Annotated in this window: 18 protein-coding genes; 4 read left to right on the top strand and 14 right to left on the bottom strand. The window is 45.2% G+C overall.

The window, feature by feature from the left end; all coding sequences use genetic code 11:
- Positions 1-16: 16 nt before the first annotated feature.
- From gatB to alaS, 3 genes are all read right to left on the bottom strand, one after another.
- Positions 17-1,507 (bottom strand): Asp-tRNA(Asn)/Glu-tRNA(Gln) amidotransferase subunit GatB, encoded by a 1,491-nt coding sequence (gatB, locus tag A1D16_RS10540; RefSeq protein WP_290709327.1) that lies wholly within the window; start codon positions 1,505-1,507, stop codon positions 17-19.
- A 140-nt stretch (positions 1,508-1,647) separates the two neighbouring features.
- Positions 1,648-2,715 (bottom strand): PDZ domain-containing protein, encoded by a 1,068-nt coding sequence (locus tag A1D16_RS10535; RefSeq protein ID WP_290709326.1) that lies wholly within the window; start codon positions 2,713-2,715, stop codon positions 1,648-1,650.
- A 90-nt stretch (positions 2,716-2,805) separates the two neighbouring features.
- A complete protein-coding gene (alaS, locus tag A1D16_RS10530; RefSeq protein ID WP_290709325.1) occupies positions 2,806-5,445 on the bottom strand; it encodes an alanine--tRNA ligase in 2,640 nt (879 codons plus the stop codon).
- A gap of 103 nt (positions 5,446-5,548) precedes the next feature.
- Here alaS and A1D16_RS10525 point away from each other — a divergent pair, with 103 nt between their 5' ends.
- Together A1D16_RS10525 and A1D16_RS10520 are read left to right on the top strand one after the other, a co-directional pair.
- A complete protein-coding gene (locus A1D16_RS10525) occupies positions 5,549-6,520 on the top strand; it encodes a M23 family metallopeptidase (protein ID WP_290709324.1) in 972 nt (323 codons plus the stop codon).
- 44 nt (positions 6,521-6,564) lie between these two features.
- Positions 6,565-7,161, top strand: a complete 597-nt coding sequence (locus tag A1D16_RS10520; protein WP_290709323.1) for a MerR family transcriptional regulator — start codon at positions 6,565-6,567, stop codon at positions 7,159-7,161.
- Between the two features lie 11 nt (positions 7,162-7,172).
- Here A1D16_RS10520 and A1D16_RS10515 read toward each other — a convergent pair whose 3' ends face one another.
- The 7 genes from A1D16_RS10515 to rsfS form a co-directional block, all read right to left on the bottom strand.
- A complete protein-coding gene (locus A1D16_RS10515) occupies positions 7,173-8,261 on the bottom strand; it encodes a mechanosensitive ion channel domain-containing protein (protein ID WP_290709322.1) in 1,089 nt (362 codons plus the stop codon).
- A 13-nt stretch (positions 8,262-8,274) separates the two neighbouring features.
- Positions 8,275-9,090: a hypothetical protein gene (locus A1D16_RS10510; RefSeq protein ID WP_290709321.1), complete on the bottom strand. Its 816-nt coding sequence runs from the start codon at positions 9,088-9,090 to the stop codon at positions 8,275-8,277.
- A complete protein-coding gene (locus tag A1D16_RS10505; RefSeq protein WP_290709320.1) occupies positions 9,087-9,845 on the bottom strand; it encodes a UDP-2,3-diacylglucosamine diphosphatase in 759 nt (252 codons plus the stop codon). The genes A1D16_RS10510 and A1D16_RS10505 overlap by 4 nt, the downstream gene beginning before the upstream one ends.
- A 16-nt stretch (positions 9,846-9,861) precedes the next feature.
- Positions 9,862-10,272: a gamma-glutamylcyclotransferase family protein gene (locus A1D16_RS10500; protein WP_290709319.1), complete on the bottom strand. Its 411-nt coding sequence runs from the start codon at positions 10,270-10,272 to the stop codon at positions 9,862-9,864.
- An 11-nt stretch (positions 10,273-10,283) separates the two neighbouring features.
- Complete coding sequence (locus A1D16_RS10495; protein WP_290709318.1) at positions 10,284-10,937, bottom strand: LUD domain-containing protein; 654 nt, start codon at positions 10,935-10,937, stop codon at positions 10,284-10,286.
- A 4-nt stretch (positions 10,938-10,941) separates the two neighbouring features.
- Positions 10,942-12,963, bottom strand: a complete 2,022-nt coding sequence (gene ftsH / locus A1D16_RS10490) for an ATP-dependent zinc metalloprotease FtsH (protein WP_290709317.1) — start codon at positions 12,961-12,963, stop codon at positions 10,942-10,944.
- Between the two features lie 66 nt (positions 12,964-13,029).
- Positions 13,030-13,425, bottom strand: a complete 396-nt coding sequence (rsfS, locus tag A1D16_RS10485; RefSeq protein ID WP_290709316.1) for a ribosome silencing factor — start codon at positions 13,423-13,425, stop codon at positions 13,030-13,032.
- Between the two features lie 89 nt (positions 13,426-13,514).
- On the opposite strand from rsfS, the gene A1D16_RS10480 reads away from it, so the two are divergent.
- Positions 13,515-14,258 carry a biotin--[acetyl-CoA-carboxylase] ligase gene (locus A1D16_RS10480; protein ID WP_290709315.1) on the top strand — a complete coding sequence of 248 codons (744 nt, stop codon included), beginning with the start codon at positions 13,515-13,517 and terminating at the stop codon, positions 14,256-14,258.
- A 1-nt stretch (position 14,259) separates the two neighbouring features.
- On the opposite strand, the gene A1D16_RS10475 is transcribed toward A1D16_RS10480, so the two are convergent.
- The 4 genes from A1D16_RS10475 to A1D16_RS10460 form a co-directional block, all read right to left on the bottom strand.
- Positions 14,260-14,613, bottom strand: a complete 354-nt coding sequence (locus A1D16_RS10475) for a DUF4157 domain-containing protein (protein ID WP_290709314.1) — start codon at positions 14,611-14,613, stop codon at positions 14,260-14,262.
- Between the two features lie 57 nt (positions 14,614-14,670).
- Positions 14,671-16,365: a hypothetical protein gene (locus tag A1D16_RS10470; RefSeq protein WP_290709313.1), complete on the bottom strand. Its 1,695-nt coding sequence runs from the start codon at positions 16,363-16,365 to the stop codon at positions 14,671-14,673.
- A 93-nt stretch (positions 16,366-16,458) separates the two neighbouring features.
- Entirely contained in the window at positions 16,459-16,929 is a 471-nt protein-coding gene (gene bcp / locus A1D16_RS10465) for a thioredoxin-dependent thiol peroxidase (RefSeq protein ID WP_290709312.1), read from the bottom strand.
- Between the two features lie 34 nt (positions 16,930-16,963).
- The gene (locus A1D16_RS10460; protein WP_290709311.1) at positions 16,964-18,664 is read right to left on the bottom strand and encodes a peptidoglycan DD-metalloendopeptidase family protein; all 1,701 of its coding nucleotides are present in this window, start codon (positions 18,662-18,664) and stop codon (positions 16,964-16,966) included.
- Positions 18,665-18,883: 219 nt separating this feature from the next.
- Here A1D16_RS10460 and A1D16_RS10455 point away from each other — a divergent pair, with 219 nt between their 5' ends.
- Positions 18,884-19,099, top strand: a complete 216-nt coding sequence (locus A1D16_RS10455) for a hypothetical protein (protein ID WP_290709310.1) — start codon at positions 18,884-18,886, stop codon at positions 19,097-19,099.
- The last annotated feature ends 5 nt before the right edge of the window (positions 19,100-19,104 follow it).

The following is a 19,104-nucleotide window of genomic DNA, read 5'->3' as shown; positions in this document are numbered from 1 at the left end:
ATAATCCGGGAAATCTTCATACACAATTATTTATTGATTTAATTTTTGCTCTAATAAAACGGTGGTGGTTTTCGGGATCTGCTTTACCCTTTGAAATCTTTTTTACTTCCCCCATAAACAGGCCGATCAATCCCTTTTTTCCTTTTTTATACTCGGCTACTTTATCCGGCATTTTTGTCAATACATCCATGACCCACTGCTCAATTTGATCCGCTCCGGCATCCTGCAGTAATTGAAGAGAGGCGGCCAGTTCTTCCGGATCTTTTTCGGGCTGCTCTAATAACCGGGGGAATAAACGCGAGGATGCAGAAGAAAAACTGATCTTACCTGATTGAACCAATTCGGTTAAACGGGCTAATTGAGCAGGTGTTAAAGGAAACTCATCAAATAACCGACCAGATTCATTTACCCATGCCTTAACCGGCCCCAACAGCCAATTGGCCACTGCTTTATACTGCTTGGTAAATGCTATAGTTGCTTCAAAAAATTGAACCAGTTCCTTTTCATCACTGATCAATCGGGCATCGTAGGCCGGTAACTGGTATTCTGTGATATACTGCTGCTGAAGTTCGTCGGGTAAAACCGGCATAGACGACCGGATGAATGCAAGCTGATCCTGGGTTACTTTAAACGGAGGCAAATCAGGATCTGGAAAATACCGGTAATCATTGGCTTCCTCCTTAGTTCGCAATGCAAAAGTGATCATCCTGTCTGCATCGAAACTGCGGGTTTGCTGAATAATCGGCTCTCCTCTTTCAGCCATCTCCATCATTCGCTGCGCCTCAAGTTCTATCGCTTTTTTTACATGCCTGATGGAATTCAGGTTTTTGACCTCTACCTTGGTACCCAATTCTTTTTGCCCCCTCGGACGAATGGAGATATTGGCATCACAACGCATACTTCCCTCTTCCATGTTACCATCACAGATGCCAAGGAAACGAACCAGTTTACGCACCTCGGTAACATAGGTATAGGCTTCTTCTGCACTGAACATATCCGGTTCTGATACAATTTCGATCAGGGGTACTCCTGCCCGGTTATGGTCGATAGCCGTTTTCAGCTCATGGGCATCATGTATACTTTTGCCGGCATCTTCCTCCAGGTGAATATGATGTAACTGTACATTCCGCTCCTGGCCATTTACCTGAATTCGTACCGTTCCTCCCTGGCAAATATTATTGATATGCTGGGAAGTCTGGTACCCTTTGGGTAAATCGGGATAGAAATAATGCTTTCTCGCAAACCAATTTGTTTCCGTTATACGGGATCCGCATGCCAATCCCATTTTAACAGCAGCAACCATTGCTTCCTTGTTCAACCGCGGTAAAGTACCCGGGTAGGCAAGCGTAATGGGACTTATATGCGTATTTGGTTCCCCCCCGAAACTGGCTGAATCAGCACAGAACAATTTTGTAACCGTAGATAACTGGGCATGCACTTCCAGGCCAATCACCAATTCATATTTTTCCTGAAGTTGAGCCTGGGCATCAACAATGCTTTCTTCCATGGCGCAAAGGTAGGTGGAAAAGCAGAAATAGGAGGAAAGGGCGTTTACGGCATCAAACAGGGGTAAAGGCCCTAAACAGAATAAGGCAAAGCCGGTGGAAATTCTACCTGCTTTGCCTTATTTTCCTGCTTTTTATTGTGTTACAGCTCTGCTGTGCGTAATTTTCGAGGCATTTTCAAGTCTACTTTCTGCGATTGCCCGTTGCGAAGGAATTCAATCGGCAATACCATCTTTTTGGCTTCACGGGCCAATCGGTTGCCATCTACCAATTCACCTACACTATTAATAGCTTTTCCATCAAAGGAAGTGATAATATCACCTTCTTTCAGGCCGGCTTTTTCTGCTGCAGATTCTTCATCTACTTCCAGCACAATTACCCCTTTTCCATCGTCTGTATCCTGGGCTTTGATACCCAGTTTGGGTTGATTGAAGTTCCAGTTGAAATTATAATTACGATCGGCCAAGCCTTCCAGCTCAAAATTCTCCGAATCAAATGGCAAAATCATGGGCTCCCGGCCATTGATTGAATAGGTGGCTGGCCTTTTTCCCAGGCTTGCCGTAAGTTCAGCAGCCTTACCATCACGCAGGTATCCCACTTTTATTTTATCCTCGGGTTTAAACTTTCCAATTGCTTTGGTTAAGGCATCGGGGGTTTCAATTTTACTATCATTGATCCGAGTTATGATATCTCCGTTTTTTAAACCTGCCTTGGCTGCTGCACTGCCTTCTGTTACCTGCAAAATCAACGCTCCTTTATCCGACTTTTCAGTAGAAACACCCAAGAAAGCTTTATTTCCGCTATTAACCGTGATAACCCGCTCTTCATTATCCCAACCCTGCCAGCCGCCATCCTGAAAAGGTGACCGGGGTTGACGCGGAACGGTAACCCGTACTGAATTACCATCCCGTACCACGATATCTTTTTTAATAATGGCCACCCGGTCATTATCGAATTTGGCCAGGGGCTTACCATTTACCTCTACGTCATCTTCTTTAATAACAATGGTCAGTTTTACCTCCTTATCCCCCTTATCACCCTTTTCCCCTTTTTCACCCTTCTCCCCTTTTTCCCCCTTTCCTCCTTTCCTCTTTATAATAATCTGGTCATATTCCCCCAAGCCATCCTTCTCTTTTTGCTGGGCAGTTAACGGCTGTCCTACTGCCAGGAAGATCCCCAACCCGGCAGCTACCAAATACATTGATTTCATACTATTTTTCATTTACGGTGATTTTCGTAGATCAAATATAAGCGAAGTTTTTAATCTACGAAATATTTCGGAAATGTTAAATCCCCTGCCTCAACCAACGGGTGGTACCAGACCGTTTAGGACGGCACGAATGGCTTCAATGACAGCCGGAAGATTGCCTGCTTCCTGTCCACCGGCTGTAGCCAGGTTTTTTTGACCACCTCCTCCACCTTTTATGAGAGGTGCAACTTTTTCTTTGATCAGTTTACCGGCATCCAGTCCATGTGCAGCCACCACGGTATCTGCAATTGAAATGGCTACGGAAGGTTTGCCGCCGATATTAGCTGCCAGCACCACCAGGTAATCGTTAAGGTTATTTTTAAGATCAAAGCATAATTTTTTTAAGGCATCCGCATTGCCGACCTCCACAATATCACCAATGAACGTAATACCGTTTATAATCTCATCCTTTGCCAGTAATTCATTCCGAATACCCACCAAGGCCCTGTTTTCAAGGCTTTCCAACTGCTTTTTCAACTGCAGGTTCTCGGCCAGTGCAGCATCAATGGATTTTCCCAATTCCTTGGGATTCCGGAAAGCCTGTTTTACGGCGTCGAGCTGGTTTACCTGTTCTGTTAACCAGGCTGAAAAGGCCACCCCTGCTACTGCTTCCATCCGGCGTACACCGGCCGCCACAGCGGATTCGCCCACAATTTTAAAATAGCCTAATTCGCCCGTCGCTTTTACATGCGTGCCGCCGCATAATTCTATGGAATAGGCCGGGTCTATGGTAACCACCCGAACCAGGTCTGCATATTTTTCTCCGAACAATGCCATTGCACCCATTGCCACCGCTTCTTCCTTGGCCATTTCACGAATAAGCACCGGCCAGTTCTGCCGTATTTTATCATTTACCAGGGCTTCAATCCGAAGTAGTTCATCTTCTCCAACTTTAGCAAAATGCGAAAAATCGAACCGCAGCTGCTCTGCATTCACCAAGGATCCTTTTTGCGCAACATGCGCACCCAATACTGCTCTCAGGGCTGCATGCAATAAATGGGTGGCGGAATGGTGTACGGCAATATGTTGACGCCGAACCTGGTCTACCCGGGCACGTACAATACCACTGATATTAACGGGCAATTTTTCCGCCACATGTATAATCAGGTCGTTTTCTTTTTTTGTGTCAACTATGCGAATTTCCTCTCCTTCAAAGGATAAAATGCCGGTATCGCCCACCTGCCCTCCGCTTTCCGCATAAAAAGGGGTGGTTGCCAATACCAGTTGATATGCTTCTTTGCCTTTAGCCGTAACCTTACGGTACCGGATCAGTTTTGTTTCCACTTCCAATTGGTCGTATCCGACAAAAACGGACGACTGATTATCCTGAAAACTAACCCAGTCTTCGGTATCTACTGCTGTTGCGGCTCTGCTTCTGTCCTTTTGTTCCTGCATCTCTTTTTTAAATCCTTCCTCATCAACTTCCAGCTTGTTTTCCCTGGCAATCAACATGGTTAGATCAAGCGGAAAACCATAGGTATCATATAATTCAAACGCAGCCGCGCCATTGATCCCGGAAGGAGATCCGGCTATGATATCGTCCATTTTTTTCAATCCTTTCTCCAGTGTACGCAGGAAAGCATCTTCTTCTTCCTTTACCACTTTACATACGAAATCCTGCTGTTGTGCTAGTTCCGGGAATACCGTTTCAAATTGTTTGGCTAATACCGGAATGAGCTGGAACAATAAAGGCTGCTTGTAATCAAGATAAGAATAATAGTACCGCACCGCTCTGCGAAGAATACGACGAATGACATAACCCGCACCGGTATTGGAAGGCAACTGTCCATCCGCAATGGTAAATCCAATTGCCCGGATATGATCTGCTATTACGCGAAACGCGATATCCGCGCGGTTATCGCTGAATCCATAGGTTTTACCGGTTATTTTTTCGGTAGCGGCTATTGTGCCTGTAAAAACATCCGTATCATAGTTAGATGGCTTACCCTGCAATACCCGCACCAGGCGTTCAAAGCCCATACCGGTATCTACATGGGTAGATGGTAATGGCTCCAGGCTACCGTCTTTCTTACGGTTGTATTGAATGAATACATTGTTCCAAATCTCAATTACCTGGGGGTGGTCTTTGTTAACGAGCTCACGTCCTGGTACCAGGGCACGTTCTGCATCGGGGCGGCAGTCTACATGTACCTCACTACAGGGGCCGCAAGGACCGGTATCGCCCATTTCCCAGAAATTATCTTTTTTATTACCGTAAACGATATGGTCCTCTGCCACCAGCTCTTTCCATTTTGCCAGTGCTATTGTAGAGGGCGGCAGGTTTTCAGCCGGGTCGCCTTCAAATACGGTAACGTACAACCGATCCTTGGGGATTTTATAAATATCTGTGAGTAGTTCCCAGCTCCATTCGATTGCTTCTTTTTTGAAATAATCGCCAAAGCTCCAGTTACCCAGCATTTCAAACATGGTATGGTGATAGGTATCTACCCCTACTTCTTCCAGGTCGTTGTGTTTTCCACTCACCCGCAAACATTTCTGGGTATCCGCCACCCTGGTAAAAGGGGCTTTTTTATTGCCCAGGAAATAATCTTTGAACTGGTTCATACCCGCGTTGGTGAACATAAGGGTAGGATCATTTTTCACTACAATAGGCGCAGATGGCACAATGGTGTGGCCCTTCGAAGCAAAAAAATCTAAAAAAGCTTTACGTATTTCAGCACTTGTCAACATAATTCGGAATGATTCTTGAGCGTATTTTTAGCTTCCGCCGCTATATTTGCGCATAGCCGGTGAAAGTGGTGCAAAGCTAAGGAAATGGGCTGTGCAGGCATATATGAAAAAAATCAAATACTATTATAACCCTACAACCCTTCGGTACGAGAAGCTGGAAACCCCGCTTCGGGTGAAACTGCTCCGTGCTCTTGGGTTTATTGCCGGCTCCCTGGTTACCGCCCTGATTATCGTTTCAATAGCATTTCAGTACCTCGACTCCCCCAAAGAAAAGATACTTCGGCAAAATTACGAACGGGCCCGGGATAATTATGACCTGCTCAATATGCAGCTGGGAAAACTCAAGCAGCAGATGACCGAACTGGAGAAAAGAGACAATGAAATCTACCGGTCAATTTTTGAAGCAAGCCCCATTCCGGACAGTGCGCGGGTAAAAGAAATGGAGAAACAAAAGGAAATTCAGCTGGTGCAGGCCATGGATGCCGACGCTTTGTATACAGATATTGTCACCAACCTGAACAACCTTATTAAAAGAGCTGCCTTCCAGCACAAGTCCTACGACGATATTGATGGTTTTATTAAAAACAAGGAAATACTTCTTGCCGCCACCCCGGCCATTCAGCCGGTTAGTAATACAGATCTTCGCCGAATTGCCTCCGGGTTCGGGTACCGGATCGACCCGGTTTATAAAACGGTAAAAATGCATGCCGGGCTTGATTTTGCTGCTCCTCAGGGCACCCCTATCTACGCTACTGCCAATGGCGCTATTAAGCTTGCCGGCAACACCGGAAACGGTTATGGCAACCACGTAATCATTAACCATGGGTATGGGTATGAAACCTTATATGGACACATGTTTAAAATCAAGGCATCCTCTGGTCAAAAAGTAAAACGCGGTGAAATTATTGGGTACGTGGGCAGTACAGGCAAGTCTACTGGTCCCCACTTGCATTACGAGGTGCACAAAAACGGGAAACGCCTGGATCCGGTATACTTCTTTTACAACGATCTTACCCCCGAACAATACGACCGCTTGCTGAAAATGGCGGCTGCCAGCAACCAAAGTTTCGACTAATGGTGTTCTGAATTGCGGCACGACCATTGTATCTTTATCCACTGATGGCAAAGGTATTTCAACAAATAACGCTTGATTTTGGTCTGGAGGAACCAGCCCCTCCTGTTCTTAATGAACCGGCACCTGCTCTTAAAACACAGGAAGCCCCCGTAAAAATTGAGCTTACGACCGAATCAACGGCTATCACCATCCGACGTAAGCCTGGCCGCAAACAGAAAGAAAAAGTTTGGAAATCAGCCACTCCCGGAAAAAGAGGAAGAAAATCCTTAAAGGAAATTGCTGCCGAAGCCGACCTGGTTGAAATACCCCCGGATGAGGTCCTGTTCAGTAAACAATATTACAGCATTGGTGATGTTGCTAATATGTTCCGGATGAACCCTTCCTTAATTCGAACCTGGAGCAATGAATTTGAATCAATGCTGAAACCCCGGAAAAATAGAAAAGGCGATCGCTTTTACCGGCCGGAAGACGTTAAATTCCTGCACCTGATCTACCACCTTGTAAGAGTCCGGAAGTTTACGCTGGAAGGCGCACGGGAACATTTAAAAGGCCAGAAAAAAAAGATGGAATCGCAATTCCAGGTAATTCAGAAACTACAGCAATTAAAAGCATTCCTGCTCGAACTCAAAGCCAACTTATAAGGATACATCCATTAAGGCTTCGTGGTTACCAGCACCTCCTTCATTTCACCGGCCAGTTCAACATCCAGTGATTCCAGCAAACGAAGTATCTCCAGGTTAATGGTCTGTTTTAACTGGTTGAATTCAACAACGGGAATCATGCCTGAATAATATTCTACATGAATCAGGAAGGAATTAGCGGTAATATCACTTAAAAAACAGGTGTAGTTTTCAATGGCAGGATGACTTAGGATGGCTTTAATTCCGGCTACCACATGGTCCAGTTTAACTGAAGAGGTTTTTAGCGACAATTCAAGTTTTAGATCGGCTCTTCGCTGCGATCGTAAGCTGAGGTTATCCATGATGCTATCCACCATCTGTTTATTCGGAACACTTACATAGGTCTTTTGGTCGGTTCTGAGCCGGGTGCTGCGAAGCCCGATCCGTTCAATGGTACCGGTAATCTGCTGAACCTTTACGGTATCTCCCACATGAAACGGTTTATCAAAAAAGATGATGAAGGAGGCAATTAGGTTTTCCAGGCTTTCGCGGGCAGCAAGGGCCAATGCACCCGCAACAATGGATAAACCAGCCAGGTAAGTTGTAATATCTTTATTAAAGGAAAACCGGATCACCAAAAGAATACCTACGATCAGCAGCACTGCTTTAAAAAAATCCTTGAAGAAAACAACCATCTGGTTATCGGCCATATCTTCTGTGAGATTGGCTTTCTGTTCCATCAGCATGGCAATGAACTCAATCATTCGCCGCAGCAGCCAGATAAAAGTAATAACCCAAATTCCTTTGGCTATACTGGCTACAATGGTCCTCAGTTCTACCTGATAAATTTTTGCATTTAATGCCTGGGGAAAATTGAGGTTTTCGAGAGAGATCATTGTAATGGAAATAATCAGAAAAACCTGCATGGGCTGAAATACCAGCTCTACGAAGGAATGCTGGTCTATTTTCCAGGACCTGTTTTTGATAATCTTAAATATTACCCGCGATAACACGCGCGATAAATAACGCTTAAAGAATATTGCCAGTAAAATTGCTCCAAAGCAAATGAGATATGCACGAACCGTGTTTTCCAAAAAAATATAATCCAATACATCGTTCATATCGCCAGCTGATTTATAACCTGTAAATATGCAGTTTGCCTGCTTTCAATACATACAAAAACTCCATGGAAACCTGCACTTTTACGGCTCCCTCCAAAATTTCCGGAACCGCTTGTTCTTTTAGTTCAAGCGTTCCGGGCACATAACTTTCAAGCATTGTTCCTTTTCTTCCTAGCACCCTGTTCCCAATAACCTGCACATCTGTCCACCCCATCAGGGCCACTTTATTCTTAACCGTTCCAAAATAATCCAGTACAAACAGCCCCTTTAAGGGGTCATACAAATATACCAGCCGATCGGCATCTGAAATAAATACCGGCGCGGGGGCATCGGAAAAAATTACCCTGAAATCAACGGTTTCTCCTTTAAGCGTACCGCCATCGTCCAGCCTTTTTAATTTTCCTTCCAGTTCATCATATACCCAAACGCCGTTATCAAAGGATTGGGCAATTGTTTTTGCCTGGAATATCTGGTGTTTTCTCAGATCAATGGTTAAGCGATTGTTCAAAAACCGGTCCAATACTACGATGGTTCCGAAATCTTTGTAGAATAACAATACTTTTAAGGGATTGGAAACATCCATACTGTATAGTTTACCAAATCGGCGTACATCATTGAATACACCAATGGAATCACCGGTTGGAGACAGCTTTTTTAACTGACCGGTTCCATCTAACAGGTATATATAACCGAGGTTATCAACTGCGAAGCCGGTCAGGTTTTCACCTAATATAGTTTTGAGCGGAAGGCTATCAATCCCCTCCTTACTGCCCGTGGAAAACCCGGTTAGGTGAATCAGGAGTAAACCAAAAAGCAGCAAATTTTTCATGGTGTATAATATTCGAGTCGTAGATCTTTACCATCAAATACCGCATAGGAATCATAGCGCAACCAATCACCCAGGTTTATATAACGGCTTCTTTCGTTTAGCTTAAAATCTATAGGAAGATGCCGATGTCCAAAAATCATATAATCAAAGGATTCCTTTTTTAACGCTTCGCGGCAATATTGGATCAGCCATTCATTTTCCTCGCCCAGGAATACCTCATCAGCCTGCCCGGTGGCAGCCCTGCTTTTGCGACTCATATAATTAGCGATACCCATGCCCCAGCTAGGGTGCAAGGCTCCAAACAAGCATTTGCATACGGGATTACGGAAAATTTTTTTGATGAATTTATAACCGTGGTCACCCGGTCCTAGTCCGTCGCCATGCCCGATCAGGAATTTTTTTCCGTTAAACTCAAATCGTTTTTCTTCCTGGTAAACCGGTATATTCAGCTCTTTTTCAAAATATCCATCCATCCACATGTCATGATTTCCGACAAAAAAATGGACGGGAATACCTTTGTCGGTCAGGGAGGCCAGTTTACCGAGTAGGCGAACATATCCTTTCGGAACGACTGTTTTGTATTCATACCAGAAATCAAAGAGGTCGCCAACAATAAAAAGTTGTCCTAATTCAGGCTCAATCCTGTCGAGGAACTGGACAATTTTTTTTTCCCGCTTCAGGCTTTGGGCATGATCTGGTGCACCCAGGTGGAAATCTGAGATAAAATAAATTTTCTTTCCGGCTTCCAATTGCATGGTCGCAAATATACTATTATCCCTTTTCGCGACGGTATTGTAGTACGTCGCCGCTGTTGATGGCTGGTTTCCCATTCACTTCTCCATTGTACCAATAAATCCAGGCTTCCGACCAGGTACCATCCGCTTTCAGGATAGGGGCTTTTTCTCTTTTATACAAAGCAGGTTCTCCTTCCTCCGGTGCAACACCTTCGTAATCGTCTAATTGTGCAATAGCCCAATCCCATTCCGCTTCCGGTTTAAGTTGGTACAGTTCTCCCACAATCCAGCGCTCGTCTGTGGTGGCCAAGGCAGCCGGATAATCTCCCATATCGTACAAAACCCCTCTCACTTTTGCATCAGAAAGAAAATCAAAATGCTGACTGATATACGCATACGCTGGGTGATGAAACCCTTTGCGTAAAGAACCATATACGAATAATTGCATGGATAAATGGTTTATGAATTATCGACCAGGAAAAGATACACTTCTTTAGGACCGTGGACCCCTACTACCAATGTTTTTTCGATATCGGCCGTACGGCTTGGTCCGCTTGCAAAACTAATAAAGGAAGGAAGCCTGTTTCCATATTTTTCCTTCAGCAACTTTAATCCGTCTTTGATATCATATACCAACTGGCTGGTTGTGGCTATACAGATATGAACCGGGGCATAAACGCTGGATGTACGGCCGCTTTCTTCTGCACTGCTCAAAACAATAGTACCGGTCCTGGCTACGAGGCATTCACAAGCTGTTATTGCCGCATCGCAGTTTTTAAGTGCTTCCGGCGAGCTATCTTCCAGCAACGCGGTTTTCAGAGAACCCGTACTGAAAGCCGCCCGGAAACTGCTTTCCCTGCAATAAATTTTTGTGTAGCCCTGCTGTTGGGCAAGCAGCTCCAGTTGGGCCTGTAATTCCTGCTGGTTCAGGCAAAAAACAAATTTGCCCTGTAATTTTCCGAACTGCTCCGCAAACAAGAGGTCGAGGTCTTCCGGGGGCGGCTGATAGACCGACTGATTGCCTTCGCTTGATGGAAATGGAAGAGGCGTTGATTCACTCAACGCCTTCCTTATTTTTTTTAAGATACTTTCTTTTGCAGTGGATGCTTTCATAGCCTCAGGCAATACTCGGTGTCTCGTCTACTTCAATGGTCTTTTTCTCCTCATACGGGCGTTTGCCAATCAGGTGCTCTACATCACTTTGGAAAAGCACTTCTTTGTCTAACAGTTTTTCTGCAAGAATTTCCACCTGCTGTCTTTTATCCGACAACAATTGCTTGGTACGATCGTACGCAACATCAATGAGCTTCCGCACTTCTTCATCAATGATTTTGGAGGTTTCTTCCGAGTAGGGTTTGGTGAAAGAGTTTTCATTCTGCGGATCATAAAAACTTACATTCCCTACCTTATCATTCATTCCGTAAACAGTTACCATGGAATAGGCTATCCGGGTAATCTGCTGCAGATCATTTTGTGCTCCGGTCGAAATTTTATTGAAGAAAATTTCTTCCGCTGCTCTTCCGCCCAGGGTCATACAGATCTGGTCCAATAACTGGTCGGTATTGTAGAGGTATTGTTCTTTCGGCGTGTACTGGGCATACCCCAATGCAGCCGTTCCGCGGGGAACAATGGTAACTTTCAATAAGGGATACGCATGCTCCAGGTACCAGCCACAAATGGCATGACCAGCTTCATGATATGCGATTATTTTTTTCTCATCCGGAGAGATGATTTTGTTTTTCTTCTCCAGTCCACCGATTACCCGGTCTACCGCATCCTGAAAATCGCTCATGTCTACCGCTTCTTTTCCTTTCCTGGCTGCAATCAGGGCGGCTTCGTTACAGATATTGGCGATATCGGCACCGGCAAACCCGGGTGTTTGCTCAGCCAGTTTATGAATATCTACCTGTTCAGACACCTTGATTGGTTTAAGGTGTACTTTGAATATTGCTTCTCTTCCTTTTACATCGGGTTTGTCGATGGTAATTTGCCGATCGAAACGTCCCGGGCGCAGAAGGGCCGTATCCAGCACATCCGGACGGTTGGTTGCGGCTAGTACAATAATGCCACTTTCGCCGCTAAAGCCATCCATTTCCACCAGTAACTGGTTGAGGGTACTTTCTCTTTCATCATTGCTCATGATAGCATTTTTTCCGCGGGCGCGGCCAATGGCATCAATTTCGTCAATGAATATGATACAGGGGGCTTTTTCACGGGCTTGTTTGAAGAGATCTCTTACCCGGCTAGCACCAACACCTACAAACATTTCCACGAAATCAGAACCGCTCAGGCTAAAAAACGGTACTTGCGCTTCCCCGGCCATGGCTTTTGCGAGCAAGGTTTTACCCGTACCCGGAGGGCCTACCAGCAGGGCTCCTTTTGGAATCTTACCACCCAGGTTGGTATATTTTTTCGGATTTTTCAGGAAATCAACGATTTCCATCACTTCCACTTTTGCTTCATCCAAACCGGCTACATCATTAAAGGTGATATTGACCTTGGTGCCTTTATCAAATAGCTGTGCTTTTGATTTACCGATATTAAAAATACCACCAGGTCCTGCACCTCCTCCGGCACCTCCACCCATTTTTCGCATAAGCAGTACCCAAATAAGTACGATTATGAAAATTGGTAAGATAAACTGGAAGATGGGAGCCAGCCAATCGCCTTCTGTCTCATCGTACCGGGGCACTTCTTTGACCTCGGGATTCTTGGTATAAAAATCACGGAGGTCATCCGTAAAAATTTCCGGTTTGGCAATGGTAAATTCAAATTGAGGAGCCTTATCACCCGAGGCAGGGTTATAACCCTTAGGAAGTTTGTCCTTGTAGAAGGGTTTTTTCAGGCTTTCTGGCTTAATATAGACCCTGACCAGGTTTTTATTGCTGACCAGTTCAATTTTTGCAACATCTCCTTTTGCCAGCATTTCATTTTTAAACACATCAAAATTGATGCGTTTGGCATCTGGCGCAAAAGAGCTAAAAAGGTTAAATCCCAGCAGAATTACTGCCAGGGCACCCCATACCCAGTAGATATTGAAACGGGGGCCGCGCCGGGGATCATTTCCACCACCCTCCATTCTTGGCCTCATCCGGTTAAATCCGCCCCTGTCGTTTGATTTCTGATCTTCTTGTGACATATTTATTAGATAGCTATAGATAATTAATGTTTATACCCTGTCTTTGTTCAAAAGCCCGGTAAAATCTTAGGATTCAAAGTTTGCCATGGGTGCATCGCTCCACATTTCCTCCAGTTTATAAAACCGGCGGGTTTCTGGTTGCATAACATGTACTACCACGTTTACGTAATCGATCAGGATCCACTGAGCAGCCTGATGCCCTTCATGCCGGTAAGGCGTTTCGTCGATTGCTTCTTTTACAGCAACTTCTACTGCATCTGCAATTGCTTTAACCTGGGTGGTGGAGCTTGCTTCGCAAATCACAAAAAAATCGGAAACAGCTTCATGAATCTTTCTGAGATCCAGGGAAACTATGTTTTCTCCTTTTTTTTCCTGGATGGCCTTTATAATGGTAGTCAGAATCCTGGAATTTTTTGTAAGGCGGGTTACACTACTACGTTGACGTGAAGCTAAAACTGACAATGGTTCCAATAATCTAATCTTTTAGTGAACTAAAAACTGAAAATACTACTTTCGTCCCGATCAAAAGTACTAATCTTTTGCGCAAACCAATGCCCATTTATACCATTGGACACCAGCTTACGATACTGGAGACGGTAGACAGCTCCAACAACTATGCCATGGGGCAACTGCAGGAACAGAAGGCAGTACATGGGCAGGTCTATTTTGCGCTTGAACAAACTGCCGGAAAGGGTCAGATGGGCAAACAATGGATCAGTGAGCCCGCTTCCAATATCATGGCAAGTATTGTACTGGAAACCAGCGGGCTGGCGCATTCCGACCAATTTTTTCTGAGTATGGCCATGGCCCTTGGATGCCGCCACTGGTTTGCAGAATATGCCGGGGAGGAAACCCTGGTTAAATGGCCCAATGACCTTTACTGGCGTGACAGAAAGGCAGGCGGCATTTTGATTGAAAACAAGTGGCTTGGTGCAGAATGGCAGTTTGCCGTGGTTGGAATAGGGATAAATATAAACCAGAAAGTATTTCCGGACACCCCCAGAAAAGCTGTGTCTCTGCGGCAGATAACAGGTCGGGAAATGGATCTTTTGCAGGAATTAAGACGATTATGTAATTCCCTGGAACTGAGGTGGCAGCAGCTTTTACACGGCAGATATAAAGAGATCTTCAGTGATTATCAGCGGTATTTATTTGGCAGGGATCAGCTTTGCCGGCTCAGAAAAAACAATATTGTTTTTGAAACCCGTATAAAAGGGGTGAGTATAACCGGTGAATTACAAACACAGGACCAGGTAGACCGCCAGTTTAAAGTGGGTGAAATAGAGTGGCTATAATTCAGGCAACCTGGCTTTCCTGGCCCCACCTGGGCTGAAAAGTATAGCGTTGTTCGAGAGAAAAATCCTGTTCCGCTTCCCTGGCTTCTACTTCGAACCGGTTATTATAATAGCCCCGTTTGATAGATTCAACCAGGTAGAGTAGTAAAAAACGGACCCAGCCATAGTGTTGAAATTGTTGAACATGGGCCAGTTCGTGCCGAAGCCATCGTCGGTTTTGTAACATTTCCTGGTAGCTGGTATTATGCAGATGAATGGTATTACCCAAAACCATGGCCAGCTTTTCAGCTTTCATTCGTTTTGCAGCCAGCTTTGCCCATATAGAGTTTTCCTTAATGTGATAGACGTCAGACATACGTTAGGAGGGTGTTAGAACAAATCCAGGTAGATGTTAGAACACCTGTCTGACACGTCAGTTCAGTTTAACATCCGCCCATTGCCAGGCTTTTATGAATCTGGCCTGCACGTTTGCTGCAGCAGATTTTTTGCCTTGTGCAAGAAGAGCTTTATGCAGACCATGCAAAGCCCATCCATTTTCTCTAAAGGTCTGTAAATCTTCGGAATAAACTCTTTCCGCACCGGAAAAATCCCCCGATTTTAACAACCAGCTTCCTAATCGCAACCGGTTCGAAAAAAACCAGTCGGGTGGCTCATTGTAGTTGAGCTGATCTTCCAACCCGATTGCCTCTTTAAAAACAGGAATGGCGGCCGTTATATTTCCTTGCCGGGCATCCAGCTCGCCTTTTAGCACTAAGCCTGCCATGCTAACCAGTTGCTGTGCTGTATTCAGTTCCCAGATCAACTGTTTTTCCAGGGTTTTGTCGGAGGCGATCTTTTCCAACGCCCTTAATTCCTGGTCTGCCTGCTGAAAATCCGAGGTTGCAGCCAGGGCCATACCCCTTGCATAATGCCAGATGGCCCTTGGATAAAGCAGGCTTTCACCAGGCATGGGCAACTGAAGAATATCCTCCCATTTCTCTAACTGTACCAGCACATAATAGGGAATGCTGTAAAAATGCTGTACGGTAACATTTTCGGCCAGGTATTTTCTGTCGGCCAGCTTGGACACCATCCAGGCAGCTTCGATGGCTTTGGAACTATTTCCCTCCAGGAAAGCACAAGCGGCTAAAAAATGGATATTATGCGGATACAATAACATCGGATAATATCCACGGGCATTACACTGACTGATATACACACTATCCGATGCAGCGGCAGCTTCATTTACCAGCACACCCTTATGATAATCTCCCGTTCGGATATAGGTATGTGAGGGCATGTGCAGGAGATGTCCATTCCCTTTCACCATAGCGCCCAGCCGATCGGCAAAAGGCAGGGCAAGTTCTGCCTGTTGCGATGCTTCCGTTGCATGAATATAATAATGAATAGCCCCGGGATGATTGGGCCACCGCTTTAATATAGTTTCTATTACTGCTACGGTTGCAGCGGTCCAGGCCTGGGGCTTTCCATCTTTCTGCCAAAAATTCCAGGGATGTTCATTCATCAGGGCATCGATGTATAAAACAGCTAAATCCGGCAAAGTAGCGTGGGTCTGGTACAATTTATACATGGCCGCCGTGTAGGCTTCATTATAAGGCGTCATATCTTCCACCGGCGCGTCCGGAAAACGCTGGTCCAATGCTGCAATCAGGCCTTTCTCAACCTGGGTAGCCGACCCTAATAGTGCTTTCGCTTTTTTAAGAGCGGCATTGATTTCATCCAGGGCAGCCGGATTAAGGGCCGCATTGTAGTTAGGGCCCAATACCATGGCCAACCCCCAATAAGGCATGGGTGTTACCGGATCCAGCCGGATGGCGGTTTTAAAGGAACGGCCTGCCTCTCCATGATTAAACGCATAAAGCTGGCTCAAGCCCTGATCAAAATAAAGCTGCGCAGAATCTACCCGGCTGCTGATCTTGAATGTGGTAAGGGTAAAGGCAGGGATTAGGGGTCCATGATCATCCTTCATCTTTGACCAATCAAGGGAGGGTGCGCAGAAAAACGGAATTGGGTCAGCGGGCAGCGGGGAGTACTGCCTGGGTGCATCATTCGTTAAAAAAAAATAGCTCAAACCCAGACCCAGTAACAGTGTGCTTACTATTTTCATGGCTGGCTGGTTTTTAGACTACAAATATCTGTTTAAACCTGCCAGTTTTAATACGAATAAGGCGGGAAAACTCCCGGCTTCCTGTGCCGGTAATCAGCCGGCTTGTTTAAACGCAGCCAGTATTTCCTCGGCATGCTGCTTGCTTTTCGGTTTCAGAAATACTTTCTGGATCATCCCTTTTTCATTTATCAGAAAAGTAGTACGGTGTAATCCCAGGTATTTTCTTCCGTATAATTGTTTCTCTCCCCAAACGCCGAATTTTTCAATGATGGTGTGTTTGGTATCAGCAATAAGCGGGAAAGGAAGCTGGTTTTTTTCCTCAAATTTTTTATGGCTGCTGCTGTCGTCTGGAGACACACCGATTACCTGGATACCGTGCTGTTGCAGCAAGGAAAAGTTATCACGCAGGTTACATGCCTGTACGGTGCAGGTCGGGGTCATATCCTGCGGATAAAAATAAAGCGCAACTTTTTTCCCTTTAAAATCGGAAAGCCTGATTGTATTTCCATCCTGGTCTTTTCCACTAAATGCCGGTGCTTTTGTACCTTCTGCTAATTTATTCATAGTAATATTCTCCTTTCCCTTTTTACCCTTTCCCCTACCTCCTCACCTTCCACCTCACTTCTCGCTCATTTCCCGCCTCATCCACAGCCACCACTTTAAACTCGTGTTCGCCAGGCCCAAATCGTTCATCAAAACTGTAGATAAAGTTTCTGCCTTTATCATTGGTAAAGCGCACCCAGGCCCCGTCCAGTTCAGTGCGCAGTACCTTCCATTTTCCTAAATTATCCTGAACGGTAAACACAACACGCGAAGCCCCGGAAAGGTTGGCTCCGTCTTTAAAGCCTACCGGAATTATTTCCGGCGGGGTGGTATCAAGTACCAGTTGAAAAGCGCCAAAATCACGAAACCCGGCCATTGCCCAGTTTTCTTCCCAGCTTACTTTTTGTACCTCTTTTTTGGTACCCGCAATTCGTTGCATTACCACCTTTGCCTGCTCTTCTTTCCGGAACGTATCCGGCACTTTGATGCGAACCATCATGGCATCCTGTAGGGGAATTGAAACGGAACCAATGGTATGCAGAGAAGATACAACGCCCGCACCTGTTGCAGGAAGCTTTCGATGAAGAATACTAACAGAATCATACAGGGTTCTTTCACCAATTATAAATTCACAATCTTCCGATTCATAGATATCCAGCATCAATGGGTAAAAACGTTTCCCGGCAGGAATGGCTTGCGTAGCCATACGGCCACTGTATTTTACCGGAACAGTTACGGTAGAAGCATTCCCATTGGCATCTTTAACGACGATCGACAATTCATGCACTAATCCATCCGATAAATCTATTACTCCGTCATTTTTAAACTTGGTGTAGATCGATTGAATGTACCCCGGCAGTTCACTCAGGTGCTGCAGATAGGGGCCACCTTGTTGTTTTGTTTTATAATCGATATGAGCATTCAGGTACCGGGTGGCTTCATACCCGATCTGGTCCATCCGAAACCCGATTATTGCTTCCTGCTCATCAAATAACACCGCTTCATATATCCCATTCAGGTTAGAAGAGCCGGTATGGGTATCATAGGTGGTTAGAGCCAGGCTGATTTTAGGTGTATTTACTGTTTGAAGCGCCGTCGAATAATTGCCATTTCCCTTGTTGACAACGGAGATCAGCCGGGGATTTTGTTCATACACCGAACTGTTTCTATCATAGATGGCTAAGCGCAGGATGGTCGGAAGTGTATTGTCGGCAAGCGGGAAACCAAATAACTGCGGATTCAGGTTCACTTCATCCGTGCTCCGCCTGATTTCAAAATGGAGATGAGGGGCCTGCGAGCCGCCGGTATTACCGCTATAGGCTAATAACTGTCCTTTTTGAACCGGAAAAAGATGGGCAGCCACCTCATCATTAAGGTACCAGGATTCTTTCTGGTACTGCAGCTCTTTTACCCAGTTTTCCAGGGCCGGAAAAAAATTATTGAGATGGCAGTAAACGGTGGTAAATCCATTGGGATGGTTGACATAAATAGCCCGGCCAAAACCTCCCGGTTCCACTTTAATGCGACTGATATACCCTTCTGCTGCAGCATAGACCGGGAGGTTTTCCCTTCTTTCCGTTTTCAGATCCAGTCCCATATGATAATGGTTGGGACGAAGCTCTCCGAAATTTCCACTCAGGCTCATGGAAATACCCAGGGGATTTCTGAAATAACCTTTCGGATAAGCCGGATTTTCTGAAAACTGAGCCTGCACCATCGTACCCAGGAAAACGCAAAGAAAGGTTAGTCGAATCATCCTTGATTTTTTGATAAAGGGGCAAAGATAAAGAAGTGAGGGGGGAATAGAGAATGCCAGAAAATGAATAGTTGTTTAAACAACTTGTTAAATAAAAATAAATTGCCTGTTTAGGTATGCCTTTTGCAAACATGGAACAGCGTTTGTTGTTATTTAAGTGTCTATAAGTAGAGGCATTGATCTGGCAGCAAGTATTTGTTAAAGGTTAAAATGAATGGTATGAAAAGATTCCAACAAAAAGCAGTAGTGATGATTGTAATGGTTGCAGGTTCCCTGATAGGTGCTTTTAAGGGACAGGAAGCGCGGCAGAAATGGATGTTTAAAATGCTTAGCAAGCAGGATGAGAAACAAACCCGCGCGGTCCGCAAGGCAGAAATGCGGAAAGGAAAGGTATTGCTGGACGATATCGAGATGGCGGCTTATCACAATAGCTGATGCAC

Origin of the sequence: Flavihumibacter sp. CACIAM 22H1, assembly GCF_001601815.1 — a bacterium.
GTDB lineage: Bacteria > Bacteroidota > Bacteroidia > Chitinophagales > Chitinophagaceae > Flavihumibacter.
Note: the sequence above shows the minus strand (reverse complement) of the source record. Positions and strands in the feature narration are given on the sequence as shown.